The organism is Kribbella sp. NPDC104218, from assembly GCF_055584105.1.
The window spans coordinates 3,299,269-3,325,234 of record NZ_JBVJMQ010000001.1; the positions used below are offsets into that span (position 1 = coordinate 3,299,269).

Here is a 25,966-nt window from a genome sequence, read left to right on the forward strand (position 1 = left end):
GACGCGTCGGCGGCAAGCTGACCGGCGTCTACCCAGGAGGCCCGCCCATGCCCTCTCGACGCCTCGTCGCCCGTACGGCAGTCGCCGTCGGCCTGGCTGTCACGATGGTTCTGTCCGCCCAACAACAAGGCATTGCCGCCGCGGCCGCGACCCGGCCCGACCCCAAGTTCAACGCCACCGAGTACGAGTCGATCGACGGCCGGACGGCGAAAGCCGTGCCCAGGAAGGCGAATACGACGACCGCGCGGGAGTTCCGCGGCGCGACCGCCGTCGATTGGCCGGCCGCCGGCTCGGCCGAAGTCGCCGTCCCACAGCCCGCCGCGAACGGCACCTGGCAGCTCGCTCTGAACGGCGGCCGGGTCAATCAGCGTGCCCAGGCAGGGAATCTGCCCGTGTGGGTCGCGCCGACCGCTACCACCGCGCGCGAGGTGTTGTCCAAGGGGACAACGGCCGCGCCGGCCAAAATAAAGATCGATCTGCTCGGACGGCGCGGTGACGCGCTCGAGCTGAAGGTCAGCCGGGCCGACGGATCGGCGAAGTCCGGTCAGGTCACCGTCGGCGTTGACTACCGCGAGTTCCGTGAGACGTACGGCGGCGACTGGGCGACCCGGTTGCGGTTCACCGTCCAGCGGGACGGCAAGACCGTGGTGATCCCGAGCCGCAACAACGGTTCCGGCACGGTGATCGCCGACGTCCCGGTCGGTGCACAGGCGCAGACGTTCGCGGTCGCGGCCGGTGAGTCCAGCGGCGGTGGCGACTACAAGAAGCCTGAGTCCGGCGACGGCAGCTCGACGTGGAGTATCGGCGGCTCGTCCGGCGACTTCGAGTGGCAGATGCCGCTGGACGCACCGCCGGCGATCGGCGGCCCGGAGCCCTCGGTCGCGCTGACCTACTCGTCCGGCGCGCTCGATGGGTTGTCCTCGGCAACCAACAACCAGACGTCGTTGATCGGCCAGGGCTTCACGACGACCGGCGGCGGCTCGATCGAACGCCGGTACCGGACCTGCTCGAAGGACCTGAACGGCAACAACGGCACCCGTAAGACCGGCGATCTCTGTTTCGCCGGCGACAGCATGACCATCTCCGTCAACGGCAAGTCCGGCGACCTCGTCCTGGCCAAGAAGGACGCGAGCGGCGAGGTCTGGCGGATGCGCGGGGACGACGGCGCGATCATCGAGCGGCTCAGCGGCGCGACCAACGGCGACGACGGCACGGCCGCGGCCGACAAGGGCGAGCACTGGCGGATGACGTCACCCGACGGGACGAAGTACTACTTCGGCCTGAACCGGTTGCCTGGTTGGGCTGCCGGCAAGGAGGAGACGAAGTCCGCCTCGACCGTTCCGGTCTTCGGCAACCACTCCGGCGAGCAGTGCCACAAGACGGCGTTCGCCGACTCGTGGTGCCAGCAGGCCTACGAGTGGAACCTCGACTACGTGGTCGACCGGCACGGCAACACGATGAGCTTGTTCTACAACACCGAGACCGACCGGTACGCCCGTAACCTCACCAAGGCCTCGGTCAGCCCGTACGTGCGCGCCAGCGCGGTGAAGCGGATCGAGTACGGCCAGGCCGACGGTCAGGTGTTCACGCAGAAGCCGGTCGGGCAGGTCCTCTACACGATGGCCGAGCGCTGTACGCCGCTGCCGTGCGGGCCGACCCAGAAGGCGACCTACCCGGACACTCCGTGGGACCTGTCCTGCGCAAGCACCACGAACTGCGACAACCACTACACGCCGACGTTCTGGACGCAGCTCCGGCTCGACAAGGTCACCACGCAGGTGTGGCGGGCCGCGACCAGCAAACACGAGGACGTGCACTCCTGGTCATTGCGACAGGAATATCTGCGCGCCGACAACAGCAGTCCAGCGCTGTGGCTGAAGGAGGTCGCACCGACCGGACATGTCGGTTCGACGCCGATCCAGATGCCCACGACCAGCTTCGACGGCATCCCGTTGGGCAACCGGGTCGACACCGGCAGCGACACCGTTCCGCCGCTGGAGTGGTTCCGGATCAACGCCGTCCACGGTGGTACCGGTGGCGACCTTGCGGTGAACTACAGCGGGATCGACTGCCAGCCAACGGGTTTGCCCGCGCCTGACAACAACGACCGGCGCTGCCGGCCGCAGAAATGGTCTCTCCTCGACACCTCACCCGACCGCACCGACTGGTTCCACAAGTACGTCGTCACCTCTGTCCAGGAGACCGACCGTACGGTCGCGGCCAACGACCCGTGGCAGGCTCCCGTCCCGGTCGTCACCAACGTCCAGTACCTCGACAAGCCGGCTTGGCGTTTCGAGGAGCAGGACGCCGGGACCGATCTGAAGGAGTCCACCTGGTCGCAGTGGCGTGGCTTCGGCCGGGTCAAGGTGGTCAAGGGCCGTGCGGACGAACCGCAGTCCGTCAACGAGACGCTGTACTACCGCGGTCTCGACGGCGACCGGACGGCGTCCGGCGGCACGAAGGACGTCAAGGTCAAGGACTCGACCGGCGTCGAGGTCGACGACATCAACGAGTACGCCGGGCAGCCGCGCGAACAGCTCGTCTACAAGGGCGCAACGGTGCTGAACAAGAGCATCGCCGACTACTACCTCTCCGCGCCCACGGCAACAATGACGCGACCGTGGGGAACGCTCACCGCGCGCTACTCGGGTCAGAAGCAGCTGACGCAGTACCAGCCGACCGACACCGGCACCCTGCGGATGGATACCCAGAACGGCTACGACGCGAGTGGGCGCCTGGTCACCAAGGATGAGGCCGGCGATCTCGCCGACACCACGGACGACAGCTGCACGCGGTACACCTACGTCGAGAACCCGACGAAGAACCTCCGTGAGCTGCCGGCCCGGTTGCAGCAGGTCGGCAAGCGTTGCGACCAGCCGTTCACGAACGCCGACGTACTCACCGACGAGCGGTTGTTCTACGACAACGCCACCTCGGTGACCGCGGTGCCGACCAAGGGCCTGGTCACCCGGGCCGAGCGCCTGTCCGGGTTCGACACCGCCGGGCAGCCGAAGTACGAGCTGTCCTACACGGCCAAGTACGACGCGCTGGGTCGGCAGACCGAGACCGTCGACGCGCTGAACCGGCCGACCACGCGGGCGTACAGCCCGACGTACGGGCCGATCCAGAAGATCACCGACACCTCGGCGAACGGCCAGCAGGTGGTCAAGGAGATCGAGCCCGCGTTCGGGTTCGAGACCGCGGTGCAGATGCCGGACGGACGCCGCGGTGCCCGCCAGCTCGACGCGGTCGGCCGGGTCGCGAAGACCTGGGACTCCGGGCACGCGACCAGTGGTCCGGCCGACCTGGAGTTCGAGTACAAGCTGCGCGACGACGGCCCGTCGATGGTCACCACCAAGCGCCGGGTCAAGAGCGGCACGTACGACGTCAGCTACGACCTGTACGACGGTCTCGGCCGGGTCCGGCAGACGCACGAGCAGTCGCCGCGCGGCGGCTGGCTGGTGACCGACAACCGGTACGACTCGCGCGGTCTCGAGGTCAAGGTCAACGGGCCGTACTACACCGCGACCCTGGCCGAGGGCGAGCTGAAACTCGTCGACGAGGCGACGCTGCCCAAGCAGGAGGTCACCACCTGGGACGAGGCGGAGCGGCCGAAGCAGCAGGCGTTCAAGTCGATGGGCGTCCAGAAGTGGGCGATCAACCACGAGATCAGCACGAACCGGCAGAGTATCGATCCGCCCGCGGGGCAGACGCCGACCACCCGGATCATGGATGTCGACGGCAACCTGACCGAGCTGCGGCAGTACCACGGCGACAGCCCGACCGGCGCGTACGACAGCACGAAGTACGCGTACTGGCCGAGTGGCGCGCTGAAGACCGTCACCGACCCGGGCGGCAGCGTCTGGAGTTACAAGTACGACGTCCAGGGCCGCAAGATCGAGGAGAACGACCCGGACAAGGGCATCACCAAGTTCGAGTACGACGCCGCCGACCAGCTCGTGGCGACCACGGACGCGCGTGGCAAGAAGGTGTACAACGACTACGACGTCAACGGCCGTAAGACGGCTACCCGGCTGAATACGCCGGACGGCCCGCTGCAGACCGAGTGGAAGTTCGACACGCTCGCGCCGGGGCGCCCGACGTCCTCGACCCGGTACGTCACGAAGGACGGTAAGACCGAGGCCTACACGACGGCGATCACCGGCTACGACTCGTCCGGCCGGACGACCGGGACGACGGTCACCCTGCCTGCCTCCGAAGGGAAGCTGGCCGGGACGTACACGATCGGCCAGTCCTACACCGACGACGGCAAGGTCGCGTCGCGATCGCTGCCGGCCGCCGGTGGGCTCGGGGCGGAGACGCTCAACTTCGGCTACAACAACCAGGGCCTGCCGACCTCGCTGGCCGGTCAGGACACGTACGTCCGGCAGCTGTCGTACACGCCGTTCGAGGACGCCGACGTGCTGACGCTGGGGACGGCGTCCGGTCCGTTCGTGCAGCAGAAGTTCGAGTACGACCAGATCACCCGGCGGGTCAGCCGGGTGGTGGTGGACAAGGAGTTGTCACCGCGGCGGGTCTCCGACACCCGGTACGACTACGACCCCGGCGGCAACATCAAGAAGATCAGCGACATCGCCCCGGAGAACTCGGGCGAGGCCACTGACACCCAGTGTTTCGACTACGACCACCTGAGCCGTTTGACCCAGGCCTGGACGCCGAAACCGGGTCAGGACAACGGTCCTGGGGACTGCGCGGCCGCTCCGGCGGCGGCTGACCTCGGCGGGCCGGCGGCGTACTGGCAGCAGTGGACCTTCGACAAGTCGGGTAACCGCAAGACCGAGAAGACCACCACGACGGCCGGGACGACGACGAGCAACTACGAGTACGGCAGCGCGAAACCGCACGCGCTGACCGCGGTCACCACCACCGGACCGGCCGGGACGAAGACCAAGACCTTCGGGTACGACGAGGCCGGCAACACGACGCGGCGGACGACCAACGGGGTCGACGAGGTGCTCGAATGGGACGCCGAGGATCGGCTGACCAAGACCACCAAGGGCGCCACCGGTACCTCCGCGGTCTACAACGCGGACGGCCAGCGGCTGCTTCGCCGGGACTCGTCCGGGACGACCGTCTACATCGGCGAGACCGAGCTCCATCTCGACAAGACCGGTCAGACCGTCACCGGTACGCGGTACTACGGATTCGGGGACCGCGTGGTCGCCGTCCGCACCGCGCAGAACCTGAGCTGGCTGCTCGGTGATCTGCAGGGTACGCCGCTGACCGCGATCGACGCGGCGACGCAGGTGGTGCAGAAACGCCGGGTCCTGCCGTACGGCGAGACCCGGGGCGCGGCGCCGGCGTCCTGGCCGGGGCAGCGCGACTTCCACGGCGGGACGAACGATCCGGACACCGGGCTGGTCCAGCTGGGCGCCCGGCAGTACGACAAGAGTATCGGCCGGTTCATCTCGGTCGACCCGATCATCGACCTGTCCGATCCGCGGCAGATGAACGGGTACGGCTACGCGAACCACAACCCGGTCAGCTACAACGACGCCAGCGGCGAGCTCGCGATCGTCGTCGTGGTGCCGGTGCTGATCATCGTGCTGATCGTGGCGCTGATGTTGCAGGCCGCGCTGCAGTCGTACCAGCAGGAAATCCAGATGGTCAGCTTCCGGGAGGAGGTCCAGAACGTCTGGGACGTGCTGAAGTGGGCCTGGAAATCCGTGGTCAAGCTGGTCAAGGTCGTCTGGACGGTCGTCGTCACGCTCTGGAAACTGATCTGGGTCGTGGTGATGTACATCGTCGAGAAGGCGGTGATCATCTACAAGACGATCATCAAACACGTCGCGGACAAGAAGAAACCCAGGAACAACCACACCGCCCGGCGGAACAGCAACAACAACGGCAAGGGCAACAGCCAGGGCCGGGGTAATCAGGGCAACCGCGGCAGCCAGGGCAAACCCAAGGCCCAGGAAGGCAGCCCGGCCAAACCGCAGCCGCCGCGGCAACGGCCGCAGCAGCAACAGCCGCGCAAACCCAAGGGCCCGGCGCAACAGAGCCGGCTCAAGGGCGAGCCCGGGCCGGAGGAGCCGCTCTACCGCGGCGTCGGCAAGGAGCCAGGGGGGAAGAACCCCTGGGAGTTGCGCCCCGGGACCGACTACAAGGTGGACCCGCTCACCGGCATGGTGAAGCCGACGCACGGGATGTCGGTCAACAACAGCCCGGGCGGCCTGCCCGGTACGATGAAACCGTTGCGGATCGATCGGCTCCGGGTCGACAGCGAGCTCATGATCCAGCGGACCGGTAGTAAACCCGGTCACTTCGAGATCATGCCCAGGAACGCGAACCTGTCCGAGGAAGAGTTCCTCGGGCTGATCAGGAAGATCTTCCCGACCCCCTGAGCCCGATCTCTTCGAGCAAGGAGTACCGATGACCCAGGCAGGCTGGCGGCTCGTCCCTCCGGACGGGTTCACCGACGACGAGTGGCTCGTGATGGAGAGCCGCGGCCTGCTGATGGGCGGTCACCTGGCGTACGGCGAGCGCACCTTCCCGGTGATCGTCTACGACCCGGTCCGGATCGCCCAGGACGCCGAGGGGGAGACCGCGAACGGCGGCCTCTTCTACGAGGGCAACGTGATCGTCGTCGAGGAGCTCACCCGAGCGACCGCCGAGGCGGCTGTCAGCCGCCTCGGCGCCGCGGGGGTCTTCGACTGGCTACTGGGCTGACTATTGGGCTGAGGTGACGGTGGCCCGGCGGCTGAGCAGGTAGGCGACGACAGCCGTCGGGAAGAACATCACGATGCCGTAGACGGCGACCGGGATCGACATCTCGCTGTTGTTCAGTAGCGACGGGCTGAGCGCGATGGCCAGTGCGAGTGTCGCGTTGTGGATCCCGATCTCCATCGAGCAGGCGATCGCCTGGCGCTCGCCGAGCCGGGCCGCGCGCGGGACGGCGTACCCGAGGCCGAGGCTGATCACGTTCAGCAGCAGCGCGATCAGGCCGACCGCGGCCAGGTAGTCGAGGAAATTGGCCCGCTCGGTGTAGATCGCGGCGAAGATGACCAGCGCCAGGACGACGGCCGAGCCGATCTTGACCGGGCGCTCCATCCGGTCGGCGAAGCCGGGTTTACGGTTCCGGACCAGCATGCCGAGCGCGACCGGGACGAGCACGATCGCGAACACCTGCAGCATCTTGGCCGGCTGCAGGCCGAGCTGGCCGGTGTCGCCCATGAAGTGCGCGATCGAGAGGTTCACCACGATCGGCAGTGTGATCACCGCGAGCACCGAGTTCACCGCGGTCAGCGTCACGTTCAGCGCGACGTCCCCGCCGGCCAGATGGCTGAACAGATTGGCCGTCGTCCCGCCCGGTGAGGCGACCAGCAACATCATCCCCACGGCCAGCGCCGGCGCCAGCCCGAACAGCTCCACCAGCCCGAAACAGATCACCGGCAACAGGACGATCTGGGTGCCGAGCGCAACCAGTACGGCCTTGGGCATCCGCGCGACCCGCGCGAAGTCGCCGGTCGTCAGGCTCAGCCCGAGCCCGAACATGATGATCGCCAGCGCGATCGGCAACAGCACCGAAGTGAGAACCGAATCGGACAAAGTGCGCTCCCCGCCGTAGACCCCGAACCGTGGAGGAACAGGGTCCTATCCGCACCGGCGGTTCGTCTAGGTGTCGGCTCGGTCGTCGACGACGGTCAGGCCGCTGACGACGCCCGAGAGGCCGGGGTGGGTGCGGGGGCGCCAGGCGAGGATCAGCGCGGCGACGGGGTAGAGCTGGTAGAGGCTCTCGGCAACTGGGAGGTAGTGGGAGATTCCGAACAGGACGAAGTAGCCGAAGGAGCCGAAGAGCAGGGCGAGCAGCATCTTGGCGCCGGCCGGGCGGCCGTCGGGGCGCGCGCGGCGGAGGCGGACGGCCATCTGACCGATCGTCGCCTGGCGAGGGCTGAGGGCCGGCCAGGCGAGCAGGACCAGGGCGGGCAACCAGGTGGTGAGGGCGACGTCCAGGAGTTTGCCGGCCGGGGTGTCGTCGATCCAGATGTCGAAGGCGCTGTGGACGACGAGCGTGACGAAGATGCTGAGGATGGCGCCGGACGCGGTGACGGCGATCAGGTCGACGAACATGCCGAGGAGCCGGCGGCGGGTGGTGACCGGGCGCGGCGTCCCGGGCTGGACGTCGGCCCGCGGTTGGTCGAGGACGCGGAGGACCGGCGCGAACAGCAGACCGATCGCGGTCCCGGCGGTGTTGGTGAGCAGGTCGTCGACGTCGAAGAGCCGGTACGGGCAGTCGAAGAGGAACCAGTTGCCGGTCAGCTGGGTGAGCTCGATCAGCAACGAGATCCCGAGCCCGATCAGCACGATCACCGCCGGGTGCCGCTTCGTGTAGTGCCGCAGGTAGGCGCCGAGCGGGACGAACAGGAAGACGTTGAACACGATCTGCTGGACGGCGGGATTCGCGAGGAACGCGCTGACGCCGAAGCCACGCCGCTCCTTCGCGATGTCGTCGACGAACTGGAACGGGTTCAGCTGCGGGTGCGTGAGCGCCTCGTGCGCCGCACACCAGGCGTCGTCGATCGTCGGCACCGGGAACAGCACGTACGCGACCAGCGCCAGCCCGTAGACCAGCGAGCTGAACGCGAGCAGCGTCGCCCCGAAGCCGAGCTCGCCGCGCCGCCGGTAGCTGCGATAGACGAACGGAGTCAGCAACACCAGGGCGAGCAGCCCACCGAACACAATGGCCAGCACCGCCGGCAGAACCCTCGACACCCCGCTGACTGTAGCTGAATGTGATCGATCAATCTCAGAAGGTGAGCACGACCTTGCCGTTCAGGCCGCCGGCCGCGAACCGCTCCTGCGCCGCCCGCGCCTGGTGGATCGAGTACGTGCTGTCGACGCGAGCGCGCAGGACGCCGTCGTCCACCAGCTTCATCAGCGTCGCGAGCCGCGCGCCGTCCTCGACGACCTGGATGTTCGTACTGGCGATACCGCGCCCCGACAGATCCGGGACCGGGCCGGCCTCGGTCGCGATCGACGCGAGCCGGCCGCCGTCCTTGAGCGCCTCCTCCGGCCGGATGCCGGCAGTGTCGAGAATCCCGTCGTACGCCGAAGCGGACAGCGCATGCGCATCCGTGCAGGCCGTGGCCGCGCCGAGCGCGATCGCTCGCTCGACCTGAGCGTCCCGGGAGACCAACGCATCCACCAGGACGCCGTCCCGGCGGGCCAACTGAACCGCAAGCCCACCGACCGCGCCGACCGCGCCCGTCACCAACAGCCGCTGACCGGCCGAGAGGCCGAGCCACTCGACGGCCTGCGACGCCGTCAGCGCAGGCAACGGCAGCGTTGCGGCCTCGATCAGACTGGCCGCCTGCGGCGCAGGCGCGAGAACCCGCGCGGGCAGCGCGACCAGATCCGCCCAGGTGCCCTTCCCCTCGGCCAACTGCGCGGACATCCCGACCACCCGCTGCCCGACAGCAAACGCACTGCTCCCCGGCTCCACCACCACCCCGGCCACATCCCACCCCAGAACCATCGGCAGCGCCGGCACCCCACCCCGGATCTCGTCCGCCCGCGTTTTCACATCAACCGGATTGAGGCTGCTGGCAACAACCCGCACCAGCACCTCACCCACCCCCGCGACCGGCTCCGGCAGCTCGTCGACGACAACAACCTCGGGACCACCGAACCGACTGACCGTGAGTGCGCGCATTCCGCAATTCTCCGCCCCCAAAGGTGCACCCGAGCCGTCGTACGCTGCGACGATGAGCGGAGGCTGGAAGTCGCACGACGAGATGCTCGAGTGGATCCTGAACGATCCGACGATCGGGGCCGAACGCGCCGCCGTCCTCGCCGCCGACCCGAACTACGTCGAGGGCCGGCGGCTGTACGCCGAAGCCGCGGCAGATCTGTTGCCGCAGCTGCAGTCGCTGATCCCGGAGTTCGGTGCGCTCAACTATCAGGTCCGGCACGTGAGCGACCTGACACAGCGCGCGATCTTCCTCAAGGACGCCACGGGTGAGGTGGTCGAGCGGCGCAAGATTGACTACCGTCCGGCGATCCCGCTGCTGGCCGAATGGTTGCCTCAGGTCACCTACTTCCACCTGGCCCTGGACATCGCGCATGTGCTCAGCCCGGTGGTGGCGCGTAGGTACGCCGTCCCGGTGTTCCTGGAGCTGATCCGGAACCCGCCGCCGGTGGACGACCCCCGCTCCGATTGGGGGATGGCGCACTGGCAGTTCCAGCTCCGCGAGGCGATCTCCGTCGGGTTGGGGAGCCAGGTCACCCCCGCCATCGCGGATGAGGTGATCGAGCTGGTCCAGGACCGCTCCCTCGGTGAGCTCCGGCTCTCGCTGATCGACCCTGGTCTGATCAAGACCAAGGACCCGCGTGTTCCGGGAGTCCTGATGGAACTGCTGTCCGAGCCGGACGAACGCGTTCAGCTCTGGACGTTCTCGGCGCTGAGCAAGCTTCGGCACGAGCCCGCGCGAGCTCACCTGGAGGCGGTGGTCGCCGCGGGTGGGGAGCTCGCGCCGGCGGCGCGGCGGGCGCTCAAGCGGTTCACATAGTGGCGATGGCGGTGATGCCGATGGTCAGGCCGACGAGGTAGGTGCCGAGGGCGCCGATGTCGCGGAGGGGGCCGTGGGCGGCGAGGGTTTTGGCGGTGAGCATGCCGATGGCGTGGGCGAGGCGGACGACGAGGGCGGCGATGGCTAGGCCGTCGACGAGGGGGCTGTCGCTCAGGGTCGAGCAGATCAGGAGCAGGACGAGCAGGGTGGGGATGTACTCGGCGGCGTTGCCGTGGGCGCGTTGGGCGATCAGGAGGCGGTCGGCGGGGTCGGAGGGCTGTTGGTTGCCGGCGCCGCGGAGGATGCGTTGCCGGGTGACGTTGGCGCCGAGCAGGAAGAGCAGGATGCCGAGCAGCGCCATGCAGACGACGGTCACGGTGGTCATGTCAGGACTCCTTCACGGGTCAGATGACGAACGATGGTTTCGCTGAGGGTGGTGCCGAGTAGGGCGTCGGTCTTGTGCATGCCGCCGGGGCACGTCACGTTGACCTCGATCAGGCGGCCGCCGATCACGTCGGCGCCCGCGATGGCCAGGCCGTGCTCGATCAGGACCGGGCGGAGCGCGGCGGCGATCGCGCGATCGGCCGCTTCGATCGGCGCCACCGCGACCGGCGGCCCGATCCGGAAGTCGGCCGCGGCCGGACGGCGTAGGACGGCGCCGACGATCTCGCCGTCCAGCAGGAAGAGTCGTTTGTTGCCGTGTGCAACGGCTGGCAGGTATTGCTGCGCGATCACCTGCCGGCGGCCGCCGCGGGTCGCCGACTCCAGGAGCGACGTGGCTGCGTGGTCGTCGGGGACGAGCCAGACGTCGAGTCCGGCGAAACCGTCGACCGGCTTGACTATCGCTGTCCCGACCCGTGCGACGAACTCCCGGAGCGCGGCGACCGACGTCCCGACGGTGGTCGGTGGGCACAGCTCGGGGAAGCGCAAGGCGATCAGCTTCTCGTGGACCGCGCGGACGCCGTCCGCCCGGTTGATCACGCGGGTGCCGGCGAGGTCGAGCAGGTACGTCGTGTGCAGGTACCGCTCGTCGACCGGCGGGTCGATCCGCAGGTGGACGACGGCGAACTCGCTGACCGCGACGACGTCCGTCTCGAGCTCGTCGAACCAGGTCGAGTCGACGATCCAGCGGTGGTCGATGCCGGGGTGGCGCGGCCGGAGGCGGATCCGGTGCGCGCGGGCGACGAGCCGACCGTCGGCGACGGCGAGCTCCTCGGGCCCGCAGCACCAGACGGCGTGGCCGAGGCGCTGGGTCGCGTCCATCATCCCGATGGTGGCGTCGATGTCGGCGGCCAGTCCGCTGAGCGGGTCGGTGACGAACAGGACGCCGTTCATGCTGCCAACTCCTGGTAGCGCGGGAGATCGCCGGCCGCGGCGGCCTGCCAGTGCGCGGCGAGGTTGGTGCGCTCGGGTTCGAGTGCGCGGAGGACGGCCCGGCGGCGGACGTCGTCGTACAGCAGGCTCGTCAGCGTGGTGATCACCCGGTCGACGGAGGTCGGCTCCTGGACGTCGAGGAACCGGACCTCCAGGTACGTCGAGCGCGGGCGGACGGGCGGGAACATCGTGGTCAGATGCTCGGCCGGGTCGCCGGAGGTGAAGACGGTCGCTCCGGCCGCGAAGGCGGTGTACGCCGCGACCGGGTCGTCGCCGTACAGCAGTCGGTCGTCGAAGCCGGTGCGCGCCGGGTCGAGTTCGAGCCAGGTGGCGAGCCGGCCTTGTGGCCCGGAGCTGCGGGCGAAAGTTGCGGCGAGGAACGGCGCCGCGAGGTTGAGCACCCGCCATTGCTCGGCGCCGGCTCGGCCCGGCCACCAGTCCAGGCAGATCTGCGTGGACGCCGTCCGCCGCATCATCCGCCGTCCGGCTGGTCCGATCGAGTCGAAGTGCCGGTGCATGGCGACGTACCGCGGGCTGGTCAGCTGCAGGGGGACCTCATGCTCGGGGCGTGGGTCGACCGGCAGCGCGTAGAGGGTGATCTGGTTCGCGGCCAACTGTTTGGTGAGGCCGGCGACGGCAGTGCGGAGCTGGTCGGCCGGGTCGAGTCCGCACGGCAGGCTGAGTTCCAGCTGGCCGCCCGGCTCGAAACCGACGTACGGCGTCCTGCCCGCGGCCTGTCGCGTCCGGGCGATCGGCACAGCGGCGCCGGTGACCGCGTCGGCGACCAGGAACTCCTGCTCGACGGCGACCCGGACGCTGCGCCGGCGGCCGCGGGTGAACAGGGCCGCGACGTGCGGTGACAGCTCCTTCGGATCCATGACCACTCCTGATACTGTAAGGATTCCTGTCGAAATATTGGAAGGAATCCTTACGAGTGTCAACCCCTGAGCTGCCCCGGATCGGGGTCAAGCCGTTCATCGCGCTGGTCGACCGGGCGAATCGGGCGCTCCAGAACGACATGGTCGAGACGATGCGCCGCGCCGGTCATCCGGAGGCCAAACACGCCTACAACGGCGTCTTCGGCACGCTGCAGTCGGAGGGTTCCCGGTCGGCCGACATGGCGGCCCGGGCCGGGATGACGCGGCAGTCGATGGGCGAGGTGATCCGCGAGATGGTCGCGCTCGGCATCCTCGAGATGGCGCCCGATCCGGAGGACAAGCGGGCCAAGATCGTCACCTACAGCCCACGCGGGCGGGAGATCGCGCGCAGCGGCTACGCCCACCTCCGCGACCTCGAGGACCGGTTCGCCGCGGAGTTCGGGCCGGCGGAGTATTCCACCGCGCGCGAAGTGTTGGCGCGGGTCGCCGACGTCTTGGAACAATGGGCGTCCGAGGCGGACCGCGCCCCGGAGTGACCCCTGGGGGAGGCCACCATGCGGGCCGATCGTGTTCTTGCCATCGTCTCCGTCGTCGTCGGAGTCCTGGGCGCCGCCGCCGCTCAGCTCGGCGCACCGGAGGCGGACCGGACGTTCGCGCTGGCGGCGACCACCGCGCTGAGCATCATCTCGATCGGGTTGCCGTTCATCGGCGCGCTGATCGGTGCGCGCTATCGACGGACGGCGATGCAGCCGGCCTATCGCGAGGCGTACGGCTGGGCCCTGTTGCTCGGCGCGATCGGATTGGTGGCCGCGCTGCTGATCACCGTGCTCGTTCCGTCGACGGCCGCCGACCAATGGCAGTACGCGCCGGTGATCGTGCTCGGCGCCTTCGTGACGCAGCTGGTCGCGCAGACGACCGGTATCGGTCTCGGCGTCCTACTCGGGCGTGGGTGGATCGCGGGTGTGCTGACCATCGTCGTCCCGCTTGGTCTGTACTTCGCGCTGCCGGAGTCGGTGCGCGCGTTCTTCGCGCCGTACGCGTCGGCTCAGCTGTGGTGGTCCGGTGAGTTCGGGCTGGGCGATCTGCTGCCGTTCCTGGTGATGGTCGCGCTGTGGGGTCCGGTACTGCATTTCTTCGCCTGGTCGCGAACAAAAACCGCGGTCCGAGCATCCAGTCGTTGACGTAATTCCAACGACTTGGAGGAACTTGTGGTCCAACTGGTGAGGCGTCGGAGCGGGCGGATGGCGTTCGGGGCCGGGGCGGTGGGGCTGCTCACGGCGTCCGCGCTGACCGCACAGGCCGCGCCGGCAGCCCTGCAGTGGCAGGATCTTCCGATCAACGCGGCGTCGGCGATGATCGACGACGTCGACAGTCGCGGCGGCGCGACCTGGGCGGTCGGGGCGACCGGCGAGAGCGTGGAGGACCAGAAGGCGCTCGTACTCCGGTTCGAGGCGGGCAAGTGGAAGACGGTCGCGCAGCCGGTGAAGACCAACGCGTCGCTGCATGCGGTCGCGGTCGCAGGTCCGAAGAACGCCTGGGCGGTCGGTGACGACAACAGCGTCTCCGGTCAGCCGAAACCCCTTGTTCTGCAGTGGAACGGGACGCGCTGGAAGGTCGTCCCGCCGCCGGCCGTGCCGACCGGCTCGCTGAGCAGCGTCGCGATCGGGCCGGACGGCGTCCCGTGGATCTCCGGCTGGGCGGACGTCGCCGGCCGCGAGCACGCGACGGCGTACCGCTTCGTCGGTGGTAAGTGGCAGTCGCTGACGAAGGGTCTGGAGGGCTCGATCAACGGCAACACCCTCGCCGTCGTCGGCCCGAACGACGCCTGGCTCGGCCTGAACGCCGGCCTCGCCCACTTCGACGGCAAGACCTGGAAGCTGGTCGCCGACCTGCCCACCAACGGCAGCAAGATCCCGACCGCCCTCGCCGTCGCCGGCCCCAAGGACATCTGGCTCGTCGGCGTCGACCACACCAACCGCGAACGCCGCCTCGCCATGCACTACGACGGCGCCCGCTGGACCGACGTCCCCGTCCCGGCCGGCTGGGCCCAGCTCCACGACGTTGCCCTCCACAACAATCGCCCCGTCGCCGTCGGCGAGAACTTCACCGACGAAGGCGACTACACCCGCAATCAGCCCGACGTCCTCACCTACAACGGCAAAGCCTTCGTCAAGGCCCCCGCCCCCAAGACCCCCCTCGGCGTCCTCACCGCCGCCACCATCACCAACAACCAACTCCTCACCGTAGGCATCGCCCAAGACAACTTCACCACCCCCTACAAGGGCCTCTCCGCGATCACGCGATAACGACGCGGTTCCGTCCACTGCTCTTCGCTCGGTAGGCCGCGGTATCAGCGGCCAGTAGGACGGCGTCCAGCGTGTCGCCATGACTCGGATAGCCGGCCGTCCCGACCGAGCAGGTCAGACCGGTCAGCGAGGCCTTGCCGTCGGGGCTGTCCACCTCGACGGCAAGCGCCTCCACCCGACAACGGATCCGCTCCGCAATCACCGCCGCATCCACAACCGACGTCCGCGGCACACGAACGGGTAGAGGTGGGCTGCCCGGGCCGCGCTTGCGCTTGGCGGTTCGGCTTGGGGTGGACTACTACCCGTCGGTCGGTTCGTCGTCGTCGGTGGGTGGAGGTTCTTCTTGGATCGGGCCGGAGGGGGAGAGCCAGGAACGGGCGAGGGCGATGGCTGCTTCGAGCAGCGATGGTCGCTCCATCGTGCGCCTCCCCGACGTCGGCTCCTAGTAATAAGGGATTTCGGCGGGGTTCGGGGGGTGGTGGCAGGAAGTGGTCACGGGGTGGGTGGGGGGAGGGTGGGGTAGTTGAGGATGGGGTAGAGGCCGACGGTGAAGCCGTAGGTGGTTTCGCCGGAGCGGGGGAGTTGGTCGAAGGTGTGGATGAGGGTGTCGACGGCTTGCCAGAAAGCGGCGGCTTGGTCTTCGGGGATGCGGGCGTGGCGGATGAAGGAGCGGAGCTGGCCGGCGTCGTAGGCGGTGCGGGACTCGTCGGCGGCGACTTCGAAGTCGTTGAAGTCAGGTGGGAGGGGGACGCCGTTGGCCTGGCGGCCGAGGCCGACGAAGAACATCCGGGCGGCGCGGCCGTAGAAGCGCTCCTCGATCGCGCGGACCTTGCGGGTCCGGACGACGCGCAGGACGCCGGCGTCGGTGAGCACCTTGACGTGGTGGGCGACGGTGCTCTTGGGGCGTTTGACCGCGGTGGCCAGCTCGGTGACGGTCGCGGCGCGCTCGTGCAGCAGGCCGAGGATCGTCGTCCGGAGCGGGTCGCTGATCGCCCGGACCTGCTCGGCGGTGGTCAGTTCGAGGGTCTCGGCGAGCTCGTAGTCGGGCACCGGACTGTTGCCTGTCACAGTCGAACATACTAACATCGCCGATTGTTCGAGATATTTGGATCATTGGAGCGCATCGTGACCGAGATCGTGCTGTTTCACCACGCCCAGGGCCTGACGGACGGCGTCCTGGCGTTCGCCGAGCAGCTCCGGCAGGCCGGGCACGCCGTCCATACCCCCGACCAGTACGAGGGCAACACCTACGCCACGCTCGAAGAAGGGCTCGAGTACGCCAAGGCGACCGGCTTCGGCGCGCTCCTCGAGCGCGGGCTGAAAGCGGCCGAGGACTACCCGAGCGAGGTCGTGTACGCCGGATTCTCGCTCGGCGTGATGCCGGCCCAGCAGCTCACCCAGACGCGGCCCGGCGCCCGCGGCGGGCTGTTCTTCGACTCCGTCCTGCCGTACACCGAGTTCAGCGCGAGCTGGCCGCAGGGCGTGCCCGCGCAGATCCACGCCAAGGCGGAGGACGAGTTCTACCTCGAGGACGCCGAGAGCGCGCAACAGCTGATCGCCGCGACCGACGACGTCGAGCTCTTCCTCTACCCGGGTAAGGAGCACATCTTCGCGGACGCCTCGATCCCGTCGTACGATGAAGCGGCCGCGAAGCTGCTCATCTCCCGCGCGCTGGCCTTCCTCGATCGCCTTTAGGGCAAGGTGTTTCCGGCGGCCGTGTAGAGGCGGTACCACTCCTCGCGGCTGAGCCGGATCGCCGCGCCGGCGGCGGCGTCCTGGACCCGGCTCGGGGTGGTGGTGCCGACGACGATCTGCATCTGCGCGGGGTGCCGGGCGAGCCAGGCGATGGCGATCGCGTCCGGGGTGGTGCCGTGTGCGTTGGCGATCTCGTCGAGCGCGTCGTTCAGCGCGGGGTAGTTGGTCCGATCGCCGATGAAGACGCCGGACGCCGGGCTCTGCACCGAACCCCAGGTCTGGATCGTCATGTCGTTCAGCCGGCTGTAGTCGAGGATGCCGAGGTCGCGGTCGGCCGACTGCTCCAGGCCCATGATGTTCGCGGCTAGGCCCTGCGCGACCAGGGCGGCGTTGGTGATGCTGAACTGCAGCTGGTTCGCGACCAGCGGCTGCCGGACCGACTTCTTCAGCAGCTCGATCTGGCCGGGCGTGTGGTTCGAGACGCCGAACGCGCGGACCTTGCCCTTGTTGTGCAGCTCATCGAACGCCGCCGCGACCTCGTCCGGCTCGACGAGAGTGTCCGGGCGGTGGATCAGCAGGACGTCGAGGTACTCCGTCCGGAGCGCGGCCAGTGACAGGTCGACGCTGGACAGGATGTGCTCGCGGGAGGAGTCGAAGAAGCCGGACCGGATCCCGACCTTCGACTGCAGCAGGATCTGGTCGCGCTCCGCGGCCGGGACCGGCGCGGCGTCGCCGTACCGCTGCTCGCAACCGTGCGGACCGCCGTAGATGTCCGCGTGGTCGAACATCGTCACGCCGGCCTCGCGCGCCGTCCCGACCAGAGTGCGGATCTCGGCGTCCGTCTTCTCCTTGATCCGCATCAGCCCGAGTACTACCCGCGATGCCGTCGTCCCACTGCTGCCCAACTCGACCGTCGTCATACGACCGACGCTAGCTCACGCCGTCGCCTCGACCACGGCCGCCGGGGCCTCGGCCGGCGTCCGGCGGGTCGGAATGCAGGCGGCGACGGCGAGTGCGAGCAGTGCGGCGCCCGCGCCGATGGCCAGGACGACGCGGAATCCGTTCTGCGAGGGCAGTGCGTAGCCGCCGAGGTTGATTGTCAGTTGGGCGAGGACGGTGCCGGCGACCGCGCTGGAGACCGACGTACCGATCGAGCGCATCAGGGTGTTGAAGCTGTTCGCGGCCGCGGTCTCCGAGACCGGTACGGCGGCCATGATCAGCGCGGGCATCGCGCCGTACGCGAGACCGATCCCGGCGCCGATCAGCAGGGACACGAGGACCAGCTCCCAGACCGAGCCCATCAGCGCGATGCCGAAGCCGTAGCCTGCGGCAACGACTACTGCGCCCAGCATCAGCGTCACCTTGGGGCCGCGGGCCTTCGAGAGTTTGGCCGACAGCGGTGCGGTGACGAGCATGATCAGACCCGACGGGCCCATCACCAGACCCGCGCCGAGCATCGACTGCCCGAGTCCGAAACCCGTTGCCTTCGGCATCTGCAGCAGCTGCGGCAGGACCAGCGACATCGCGAACATGGCGAACCCGAAGACGAGTGACGCGGCGTTCGTCAGCAGAACCTGCGGGCGGGCCGTCGTCCGGAGGTCGACGAGCGGCTCCGGCGTACGCCGTTCCCACCAACCCCAGGCCAGCACCGCCACCACGGCCAGGGCGAACAGGCCGAGCGTCCGCCCGCTCGTCCAGCCCCACTTGGCGCCCTGGGAGATTGCCAACAGCAACGAAATCAGACCGACCGAGAGGCCGATCCCGCCGAGGACGTCGAAGCGGCCGCCGGAGCGAACCGATGACTCGGGGACGAAGCGCAGGACCAGGCCGAAGACGACCAGGCCGAGTGCGGCCGAGACCCAGAAGAGCGTGTGCCAGCTGGCGTACTCGGCGAGCAGCGCGGACGCCGGGAGGCCGAGCGCGCCGCCGACGCCGAGGGAGGCGCTCATCTGTGCGGTCGCAGTGCCGAGCCGCTCGCTGGGCAGCTCGTCGCGCATGATGCTGATCCCGAGCGGGATCACTCCGGAGGCCATGCCCTGCAGGGCGCGGCCCGCGATCATCGGCAGCAGTGAGCTGCTGAGCGCCGCGACCACCGAGCCCGCGACCATCAGTCCGATGCTGATCAGCAGCATCCGGCGCTTGCCGTACATGTCGCCGAGGCGGCCCATGATCGGGGTCGCGACCGCGGCGGCGAGCAGGGTCGCCGTGATCACCCAGGCGGTGTCGCCGGCGGCGGCGTGCAGCAGTCGCGGCAACTCGGGGATCAGGGGAATCACCAGGGTCTGCATGAGCGCGACCGTGATGCCGGCCGAGGCGAGCACCGGGACGACGGCGCCGGCGCGCACTGCGGGTTCGGCGGGAACAGCGGACATCGAACGCCTCCGGGAGAAGGATCACCAAATAGTTGGTTTCTGCAACCATAGATTAAGTCAGGCGGTTGACTTAAACAAGATCGCGAGGCAAGGTGGGAGGAAGATCAACGCGGAGGTGATGTCTCGTGACCCAGAGTGAGCCGAGCGAGCGTGCGCTGGACTACCCGATGCCCCCGATCGACGCGATCGAGCCGCCGTCCGAGTGGGCCGAGCTGCGGCAGCAGTGCCCGGTCGCCCATGTCCGGCTGCCCAGCGGTGATCAGGCGACGTTGCTGACCCGATACGGCGACGTCCGGCAGGTGCTCGCGGATCCGCGCTTCGGCCGGATCGCCGAGGAGGAGGGTGGCGTCCGTATCGCGGCCGAGGGGTCGAGCACGATCTTCGACCGGCGGGCCGAGCCGTCGCCGATCCCGCAGTCCGGGGAGGGGCATCAGCGTTGGCGGCGGATGCTGACGAAGTGGTTCACCGCCAAGCGGATGGCCGCGATGCGGCCGCGGATCGAGGCGATGGCCGAGCAGCTGGTGGACGAGATGGTGGCTGCCGGGTCGCCGGCCGATCTGAAGGCCGGGCTGGGGTATCCGCTACCTGTCTGGGTGATCTGCGACCTGCTCGGCGTCCCGGACTCGGATCGGGATCGGTTCGCGTACTGGTCGGACACCTTCCTCAGCCTGAGCCGGTACCAGCAGGCGGAGATCGACGCGGCGCAGGCCGAGCTGACGGCGTACATGGCCGGGCATGTGGAGGCCAAGCGGCTGGCGCCGGGTGACGATCTGCTCAGTGACCTGATCACCGGGGCGGATGCCGCCGGCGCGAAGCTGAGCACCGAGGCATTGGTTGTCACCGGCAAGGGATTGTTGATCGCCGGGCACGAGACGACGACCAACATGATCGGCAAGATGATGGCGATGCTGCTGGCGGACCGATCGGCCTGGGAACAGCTGGTCGCCGATCCGGGGCTGATCCGGACGGCGGTCGAGGAGATCCTGCGGTACGACGCCAACCCCGGCTTCGGGTTGACGCGGTATCTGACCGAGGACGTCGAGGTGCCGAGCGGCGTCCTGCCGGCCGGGACGACGGCGGTCTGCAGCATGGCGGCCGCGAACCGGGACGACAGCGTGTTCGCGGATGCGGAGTCGCTCGACCTGACTCGGAGTCCGAACGTGCACATCACCTTCGGCGTCGGGCCGAAGTCCTGTGTCGGTCAGTCGTTGGCGCGGACGGAGCTGCAGGTCGTGCTGGAGGTGCTGGTACGCCGGCTGCCGGGCCTCGCGCTCGCCGTAGGGTCGGCGGAGTTGCGACCGGTGGAAGGGCTGCTGGTCGGTGGGTTGCAGAAGGTTCCGGTGGTTTGGTGATGATGGCGAAGACGGTGCGGACCGATCGGGTGCAGGCGACGCGTGAGTTGATCCTCGTGACGGCGGAGCGGATGTTCGCCGAGCGCGGGATCCATGAGGTGTCGAACCGGCAGATCAGCGAGGCGGCCGGGCAGGGCAACAACACCGCGGTCGGCTACCACTTCGGGACGAAGACCGACCTGATCCGGGCGATCCTGCGCCGGCACTCGGGTGCGGTAGAGGAGCGCCGGCAGGAGCTGGTCGCGGCGCTGTCGCCGGACGCCGATCTGCGCGCGTGGGTCGAGGTGCTGGTTCGGCCGACGACGGATTACCTGGCGACACTCGGCGTCCCGAGCTGGATGGCGCGCTTCACCGCGCAGCTCGCGACCGATCCGGCGTTGCGGGACGTGATGTTCGAGGAGATGCTCGGCTCGCCGACGATGTTGCGCGTGATCGACGCGCTGTCGGAGTCGATGGGTGAGCAGCCGCCCGCCGTCCGGATGGAGCGCGGCGCGATGGCGCGCATCCTGATCGTCCAGATGAACGCCGACTTCGAACGCGCCCTCGCCGCCGGCGACCTCACCGCCCGCGCCACCTGGCACGACATGGCCACCGGCCTGATCGACGGCATCGTCGCCATCTGGTCCGCCCCCGTCAGCACTCCATGAGCACCCTCATCGTCGGCGCCTCCGCGGCCGGCCTCGCCACCCTCGAAGCCCTCCGCCGCCACAACTACCCGCACCCCATCACCCTCCTCGGCGCCGAACCCCACCTCCCCTACGACCGCCCACCCCTGTCCAAGCACTACCTCACCGGCGCCACCACCCACCCCACCCTCCGCCCCGAAGCCCACCTCGCCAACCTCAACGCCACCTTCCTCCTCGGCGACCCCGCCATCAGCCTCGACGCCACCCACCGCACCGTCCACACCGCCTCCGGCCGCTCCCTCACCGCCGACCACATCGTCATCACCACCGGCCTCCACGCCCGCACCCTCCCCAACCAACACACCCTCACCGGCGTCCACGTCCTCCGCACCCTCCCCGACGCCACCGCCCTCCGCCAAGACCTCCTGGACCGACAGGTGATGGGTGGTGCGGCTCGGGTTGTGGTGGTGGGGGATGGGGTTTTGGGGGCTGAGGTTGCGGCTGCGGCTCGGGGGTTGGGGTGTGAGGTGGTGTTGGTGGGGCCGCAGCGAGGGGTGTTGTGGGGGCAGTTGGGGGAGGTGGTTTCGGGGTTGTTGGGGGAGGTGCATGGTGCGGCGGGGGTGGAGTTGCGGTTGGGGTGTGCGGTTAGTGGGCTGACTTCGGTGGATGGGCGGGTGACTGGGGTTCAGCTGGTTGGGGGTGGGCATCTGGCGGCTGAGGTTGTGGTGGTGGCTTTGGGGGCGGTGCCGGCGACTGAGTGGTTACAAGGGAGTGGGGTGGAGGTGGGGGATGGGGTGGTTTGTGATGAGTGGTGCCGGGCGGGGGAGGGGATCTGGGCCGCGGGGGATGTGGCTCGGTGGTGGCATGGCGGGCTGAATCGGCTGCTGCGGTTGGAGAATCGGACTAATGCGTCCGAGCAGGCTGCGGTGGTGGCGGCGAATATCGCGGGGCAGCCGACCAGGTACGAGCCGATTCCGTACTTCTGGACGGATCAGTTCGCGACCAAGATCCAGGTGCACGGGATACCGACCGCGGACGCCGAGGTGAGTGTCGCGGAGGGCTCGATCGACGAGCGGCGGTTCGTCGCGCATTACCGGCGCGACGGGCGGATCGTCGCCGTCCTCGGGTGGAACATGCCCAAACAGACCCGCCTGCACAGGAAACACCTGCTGCCGGCGTAATCCGGAAACCTCACTGGGGAAGGGATTCGATGACAACGACCGATCATGCTCCGGCGTATCCGATGACCCGCGCGCAGGGCTGCCCGTTCGATCCGCCGCCGCAGCTGAAGGACCTGCAGGACGAAGCGCCGCTGGTCAAGGTCGAGGTGTTCGGCCGACCGGCCTGGCTGGTCACCCGGTACGCCGACCAGCGCCGCCTGCTCGCGGACCCGCGGCTCAGCTCCGACGTCTACCGGCCCGGCTTCCCGGGCACCACGAAGGAGCCGCTCCAGCCCGACGAGAACGCCGGGATCGGCTTCATCGTTCTCGACGACCCCGAGCACGCGCGGCTGCGCCGGATGGTCACCGCGCCGTTCATGATCAAACGCGTCGCGGCGATGCGGCCGCGGATCCAGCAGATCGTGGACGGGCTGATCGACGACCTGCTGGCCGGGCCGAAACCGGTCGACCTGGTCGAGAAGTTCGCGCTGCCGATCCCGTCGCTGGTGATCTGCGAACTGCTCGGCGTCCCGTACGAGGACCACGAGTTCTTCCAGCGCAACAGCAGCGTCCTGCTCCGGACGAGCGCCTCGATCGAGGAGCGGACCAAGGCCCGCGGCAACATCGGCGGCTACCTGAACGAGCTGATGGGCGACAAACTGGAGCACCCCGGCGACGATCTGCTCTCCGGGCTGGCCGAGCGGGTCACGGCCGGTGAGCTGACCCGCCGGGACGCCGCCGGCATCGGCGTCCTGCTGCTGATCGCCGGGCACGAGACGACCGCGAACATGATTGCCCTCGGCACCCTCGCGCTGCTCGAACACCCCGACCAGCTGGCCAAACTCCAGCAGTCCGACGACCCGGCCGTGGTCGCCGGCGCCGTCGAGGAGCTGCTCCGCTACCTCAACATCACCCACAACGGACGCCGTCGCGCCGTCCTCGAGGACATCGACTTCGACGGCGAGATCCTGCGGGCCGGTGACGGCGTGATCTTCCCGAACGACATCGCCAACCGTGATCCGGCCGTCTTCGCCGATCCGGACACCCTCGACCTGGACCGCGACGCCCGGCGGCACGTCGCGTTCGGCTTCGGCGTCCATCAATGCCTTGGGCAACCATTGGCGCGGCTCGAGCTGCAGGTCGTTTACGGCTCCCTCTACCGGCGGATTCCGACGCTCCGGCGCGCGGCGGAACTGACCGAGATCCCCTTCAAACACGACGGCGGCGTGTACGGCGTCTACGCGCTCCCCGTCACCTGGTAACCCCCGCGAACAGAATCGAGAATCCCATGAAGATCATCGTCGACCAGGACAAGTGCGTCGCCTCCGGCCAATGCGTCACCGCGGCCGAGACCGTCTTCGACCAGCGCGACGAGGACGGCATCGTCGTCCTGCTCACCGACAACCCGTCCGAGGACCTCAACGCCGACGTCCACCAGGCCGCCGCGGTCTGCCCGGCGCTCGCCATCGTCGTCGAGGACTAGCGGCCGAATCGCCGGGGCCGCCCCGCCCGGCGACGTAGGTTCGGTCCATGGACGAGTTCAGGATCGCCATACCGGACAGCGTGCTCGACGACCTGCACGACCGAATTCGTCGAGCCCGCTGGCCGCGGCAGCTGCCTGGCGACGGGTGGTCGCGCGGCGTCCCGGTCGACTACCTGCGGTCGCTCGCCGAGCGGTGGCTGGAGTTCGACTGGCGGCGATGGGAGGCGCGGCTGAACGAGTACCCGCAGTTCACGACCCGGATCGACGACCAGACCATCCACTTCCTGCACGTCCGATCGCCGGAGCCGGACGCGTTGCCGTTGATCCTCACGCACGGCTGGCCCGGCTCGATCGCGGAGTTCCTCCCGGTGCTCGGGCCGTTGACCGACCCGGCGGCGTACGGCGACGATCCGCGCCAGGCGTTCCACGTCGTCGCGCCCTCCGTACCCGGCCATGGCTTCTCCGTCCCGCTCGAATCGGGTTGGGATCATCAGCGGATCGCTCGCGCTTGGGCCACGCTGATGGCGTCTTTGGGGTACGAGCGGTACGGCGCTCAGGGCGGTGACACCGGATCGGTCGTGTCGCCCTTGCTCGGAGTCGTCGATCCGGAGCACGTGGTCGGCGTCCACATCAATGGCGGCCTCGCGTTCCCCGACGTACTCGCCGCTGATCTGCCGCAGCTGACCGAGGTCGAGCGGGCCAGGCTCGCGGCGGCCGAGCGGTTGCGCGCGGTCGGGACCGGGTACGCCGAACTCCAGGGCACCCGGCCGCAGACGGTGTCGTTCGGGCTCAGCGACTCACCGGTCGGGCAGTTGGCCTGGATCGCGGAGAAGTTCTGGGAGTGGACCGATCCGGCGCGGCCGTTGCCCGAGGATGCGGTCGACGTCGAGCACCTGTTGGTCGACGCGAGTATCTACTGGTTCACCAACACGAGCGCGACGTCCGCCAACCTGTACTACGAAGGCCGCGCCGAACCGGCGTACCCAAAATCGGCCGTGCCCACCGGGGTCGCTGTCTTCCCGACCGACCCGGCGATCCGCCGGGTGCTCGACCGCCAGCACCGGATCACCCACTGGTCGGAGTTCACCCGCGGTGGCCACTTCGCCGCCCTGGAGGCGCCCGACCTACTGGTCGCCGATATCCGCCAATTCTTCCGACCGTTCGGCCTGTCGATCAGGGGTGGGCGGCGGTGAAGGCGGTGATATCGGCGGCGATCTCCTTCGGGTACTCGCCGTTGATGGCGTGCGAGGCCTCCGGATAGAACTTCACCGTCTTGGCCGGCAGGGCGCGATCGGCGGTGGCGCGGGCCTTGGCCGGGTCGTGCATGACGGATTTACCGGCGATGATCGCGAGGGCCGGGACCTTCAGGGCCTTGAGCTGGTCCTCGGTGATGCGCTGCGGTTGCGGCTGGTGCATCGTGTAGTTCTTCATGCCGGACTCGATCATCTCCGCGACCGGGACCTGCTCGACCGGGGCGCCGCCGGCGGTGTAGGAGTTGAAGCTGTCCCGCCACGACCGCGGCAGCCACTTCACCGCGGCCGGCAGCGAGCGGATGGCGGTCTCGACCGGGATCGAGTCGAAGATGCTCACTCCGTCGAGCGTGGTGACGGTCGCGACATGGGCCGGCCGGTGGACGGCGAGGTTCATCGCGGTCCAGCCGCCGATCGACAGGCCGAGGACGTGGAACTTGTCGCCGGGCAGCGCGGCCAGGGTCTGGTCGATCCAGGCCGCCTTCTCCTCGGACGTCGTGATCGGCCGGTTCTGGATGCTCATCCCGGGCTCACCGAGCAGGTCGATCGCGTAGACGTCGCCGCGCTCCAGCAGCGACGGCAGGTTGTCCGCCCAGACCGGCGTCCCGGACGACGTGCCGGGGAGCAGGACCAGCGGGCGCGCCTTCGGTTGGGCGCCGGTGAACCGGTACGCGCGGACCAGGCCGTAGTCCGTCCGGATGTCGAGGGTCGCGGCGGGTTTCGGCAGGTCCCGCATCGCGAGGTCGTACTTCGCGACGTAGTCCTGGTAGCCGGCGGCGCTGTTCCAGTGCCCGACAGGGGACGGCGAACGCAGCACCAGAGCGAACCCGACGACGATCGCGGCGACCACGCCCAAGGCGATCAGCAGGCGGCGGCGGCGCCGGGGTTTCTTCGTCATGACGACTCCCTAACCAAGTGGTAAGTGCTTTAACCATACGGTA

General features: G+C 68.9%; 24 protein-coding genes. 13 read left to right on the forward strand and 11 right to left on the reverse strand.

The features are described from left to right. The first annotated feature begins 47 nt into the window (after positions 1–47). Positions 48–6,365, forward strand: a complete 6,318-nt coding sequence (locus ACZ6ZD_RS15490) for an RHS repeat domain-containing protein (RefSeq protein ID WP_465672344.1) — start codon at positions 48–50, stop codon at positions 6,363–6,365. A gap of 28 nt (positions 6,366–6,393) precedes the next feature. Next, on the forward strand, positions 6,394–6,690 hold the full coding sequence (locus tag ACZ6ZD_RS15495; RefSeq protein ID WP_465672346.1) for a hypothetical protein: 297 nt from the start codon (positions 6,394–6,396) through the stop codon (positions 6,688–6,690). Here the strand turns inward: ACZ6ZD_RS15495 and ACZ6ZD_RS15500 are convergent, their stop codons facing one another. The 3 genes from ACZ6ZD_RS15500 to ACZ6ZD_RS15510 form a co-directional block, all read right to left on the reverse strand. Beyond that, positions 6,691–7,569, reverse strand: a complete 879-nt coding sequence (locus tag ACZ6ZD_RS15500) for a bile acid:sodium symporter family protein (RefSeq protein ID WP_465672348.1) — start codon at positions 7,567–7,569, stop codon at positions 6,691–6,693. 66 nt (positions 7,570–7,635) lie between these two features. Beyond that, positions 7,636–8,733, reverse strand: a complete 1,098-nt coding sequence (locus ACZ6ZD_RS15505; protein ID WP_465672350.1) for a VanZ family protein — start codon at positions 8,731–8,733, stop codon at positions 7,636–7,638. Between the two features lie 34 nt (positions 8,734–8,767). Continuing rightward, entirely contained in the window at positions 8,768–9,673 is a 906-nt protein-coding gene (locus tag ACZ6ZD_RS15510; RefSeq protein ID WP_465672352.1) for an NADP-dependent oxidoreductase, read from the reverse strand. A gap of 52 nt (positions 9,674–9,725) precedes the next feature. On the opposite strand from ACZ6ZD_RS15510, the gene ACZ6ZD_RS15515 reads away from it, so the two are divergent. Beyond that, positions 9,726–10,529 (forward strand): HEAT repeat domain-containing protein, encoded by an 804-nt coding sequence (locus tag ACZ6ZD_RS15515; RefSeq protein WP_465672354.1) that lies wholly within the window; start codon positions 9,726–9,728, stop codon positions 10,527–10,529. On the opposite strand, the gene ACZ6ZD_RS15520 is transcribed toward ACZ6ZD_RS15515, so the two are convergent. The 3 genes from ACZ6ZD_RS15520 to ACZ6ZD_RS15530 are packed head-to-tail and all read right to left on the reverse strand — an operon-like array spanning position 10,522 to position 12,781. Next, on the reverse strand, positions 10,522–10,914 hold the full coding sequence (locus tag ACZ6ZD_RS15520; RefSeq protein ID WP_465672356.1) for an MAPEG family protein: 393 nt from the start codon (positions 10,912–10,914) through the stop codon (positions 10,522–10,524). The genes ACZ6ZD_RS15515 and ACZ6ZD_RS15520 overlap by 8 nt on opposite strands. Further along, a complete protein-coding gene (locus tag ACZ6ZD_RS15525) occupies positions 10,911–11,864 on the reverse strand; it encodes an ATP-grasp domain-containing protein (RefSeq protein ID WP_465672358.1) in 954 nt (317 codons plus the stop codon). The genes ACZ6ZD_RS15520 and ACZ6ZD_RS15525 overlap by 4 nt, the downstream gene beginning before the upstream one ends. Then, positions 11,861–12,781, reverse strand: a complete 921-nt coding sequence (locus tag ACZ6ZD_RS15530) for a glutamate-cysteine ligase family protein (protein ID WP_465672360.1) — start codon at positions 12,779–12,781, stop codon at positions 11,861–11,863. The genes ACZ6ZD_RS15525 and ACZ6ZD_RS15530 overlap by 4 nt, the downstream gene beginning before the upstream one ends. Positions 12,782–12,837: 56 nt before the next feature. On the opposite strand from ACZ6ZD_RS15530, the gene ACZ6ZD_RS15535 reads away from it, so the two are divergent. From ACZ6ZD_RS15535 to ACZ6ZD_RS15545, 3 genes are read left to right on the forward strand one after another with little or no spacing between them, the layout of a single operon-like run. After that, positions 12,838–13,317, forward strand: coding sequence for a MarR family winged helix-turn-helix transcriptional regulator (locus tag ACZ6ZD_RS15535; protein WP_465672362.1), 480 nt, complete (start codon positions 12,838–12,840; stop codon positions 13,315–13,317). Between the two features lie 18 nt (positions 13,318–13,335). Further along, positions 13,336–13,962 carry a hypothetical protein gene (locus tag ACZ6ZD_RS15540; RefSeq protein ID WP_465672364.1) on the forward strand — a complete coding sequence of 209 codons (627 nt, stop codon included), beginning with the start codon at positions 13,336–13,338 and terminating at the stop codon, positions 13,960–13,962. Positions 13,963–14,022: 60 nt separating this feature from the next. Then, entirely contained in the window at positions 14,023–15,087 is a 1,065-nt protein-coding gene (locus ACZ6ZD_RS15545) for a hypothetical protein (RefSeq protein ID WP_465672366.1), read from the forward strand. Here ACZ6ZD_RS15545 and ACZ6ZD_RS15550 read toward each other — a convergent pair. Both ACZ6ZD_RS15550 and ACZ6ZD_RS15555 read right to left on the reverse strand, forming a co-directional pair. Then, complete coding sequence (locus ACZ6ZD_RS15550; protein WP_465672368.1) at positions 15,077–15,319, reverse strand: GGDEF domain-containing protein; 243 nt, start codon at positions 15,317–15,319, stop codon at positions 15,077–15,079. The two genes, ACZ6ZD_RS15545 and ACZ6ZD_RS15550, sit on opposite strands and share 11 nt — an antisense overlap. 260 nt (positions 15,320–15,579) lie before the next feature. After that, positions 15,580–16,155, reverse strand: a complete 576-nt coding sequence (locus ACZ6ZD_RS15555) for an ArsR/SmtB family transcription factor (RefSeq protein ID WP_465672370.1) — start codon at positions 16,153–16,155, stop codon at positions 15,580–15,582. Between the two features lie 57 nt (positions 16,156–16,212). On the opposite strand from ACZ6ZD_RS15555, the gene ACZ6ZD_RS15560 reads away from it, so the two are divergent. Then, positions 16,213–16,782, forward strand: a complete 570-nt coding sequence (locus ACZ6ZD_RS15560) for a dienelactone hydrolase family protein (protein ID WP_465672372.1) — start codon at positions 16,213–16,215, stop codon at positions 16,780–16,782. Here the strand turns inward: ACZ6ZD_RS15560 and ACZ6ZD_RS15565 are convergent. Both ACZ6ZD_RS15565 and ACZ6ZD_RS15570 read right to left on the reverse strand, forming a co-directional pair. Further along, positions 16,779–17,702, reverse strand: a complete 924-nt coding sequence (locus ACZ6ZD_RS15565) for an aldo/keto reductase (protein ID WP_465672374.1) — start codon at positions 17,700–17,702, stop codon at positions 16,779–16,781. The two genes, ACZ6ZD_RS15560 and ACZ6ZD_RS15565, sit on opposite strands and share 4 nt — an antisense overlap. Positions 17,703–17,717: 15 nt before the next feature. Continuing rightward, on the reverse strand, positions 17,718–19,154 hold the full coding sequence (locus ACZ6ZD_RS15570) for an MFS transporter (protein ID WP_465672376.1): 1,437 nt from the start codon (positions 19,152–19,154) through the stop codon (positions 17,718–17,720). Positions 19,155–19,279: 125 nt separating this feature from the next. Between ACZ6ZD_RS15570 and ACZ6ZD_RS15575 the strand changes: the two genes are divergently transcribed. Genes ACZ6ZD_RS15575 through ACZ6ZD_RS15600 form a run of 6 tightly spaced genes read left to right on the forward strand, consistent with a single transcriptional unit; the run spans position 19,280 to position 24,968 of the window. After that, positions 19,280–20,506: a cytochrome P450 gene (locus ACZ6ZD_RS15575; protein WP_465672378.1), complete on the forward strand. Its 1,227-nt coding sequence runs from the start codon at positions 19,280–19,282 to the stop codon at positions 20,504–20,506. A gap of 2 nt (positions 20,507–20,508) precedes the next feature. Further along, the gene (locus ACZ6ZD_RS15580) at positions 20,509–21,153 is read left to right on the forward strand and encodes a TetR/AcrR family transcriptional regulator (protein ID WP_465672380.1); all 645 of its coding nucleotides are present in this window, start codon (positions 20,509–20,511) and stop codon (positions 21,151–21,153) included. Further along, the gene (locus ACZ6ZD_RS15585) at positions 21,150–22,313 is read left to right on the forward strand and encodes an NAD(P)/FAD-dependent oxidoreductase (protein ID WP_465672382.1); all 1,164 of its coding nucleotides are present in this window, start codon (positions 21,150–21,152) and stop codon (positions 22,311–22,313) included. The genes ACZ6ZD_RS15580 and ACZ6ZD_RS15585 overlap by 4 nt, the downstream gene beginning before the upstream one ends. A gap of 29 nt (positions 22,314–22,342) precedes the next feature. Next, positions 22,343–23,554: a cytochrome P450 gene (locus tag ACZ6ZD_RS15590; RefSeq protein WP_465672384.1), complete on the forward strand. Its 1,212-nt coding sequence runs from the start codon at positions 22,343–22,345 to the stop codon at positions 23,552–23,554. A 26-nt stretch (positions 23,555–23,580) separates the two neighbouring features. Beyond that, on the forward strand, positions 23,581–23,775 hold the full coding sequence (locus tag ACZ6ZD_RS15595; RefSeq protein WP_465672386.1) for a ferredoxin: 195 nt from the start codon (positions 23,581–23,583) through the stop codon (positions 23,773–23,775). A 47-nt stretch (positions 23,776–23,822) separates the two neighbouring features. After that, positions 23,823–24,968 (forward strand): epoxide hydrolase family protein, encoded by a 1,146-nt coding sequence (locus tag ACZ6ZD_RS15600; RefSeq protein WP_465672388.1) that lies wholly within the window; start codon positions 23,823–23,825, stop codon positions 24,966–24,968. Here ACZ6ZD_RS15600 and ACZ6ZD_RS15605 read toward each other — a convergent pair. Next, the gene (locus ACZ6ZD_RS15605; protein WP_465672390.1) at positions 24,949–25,923 is read right to left on the reverse strand and encodes an alpha/beta fold hydrolase; all 975 of its coding nucleotides are present in this window, start codon (positions 25,921–25,923) and stop codon (positions 24,949–24,951) included. The genes ACZ6ZD_RS15600 and ACZ6ZD_RS15605 overlap by 20 nt on opposite strands. Positions 25,924–25,966: the final 43 nt, after the last annotated feature.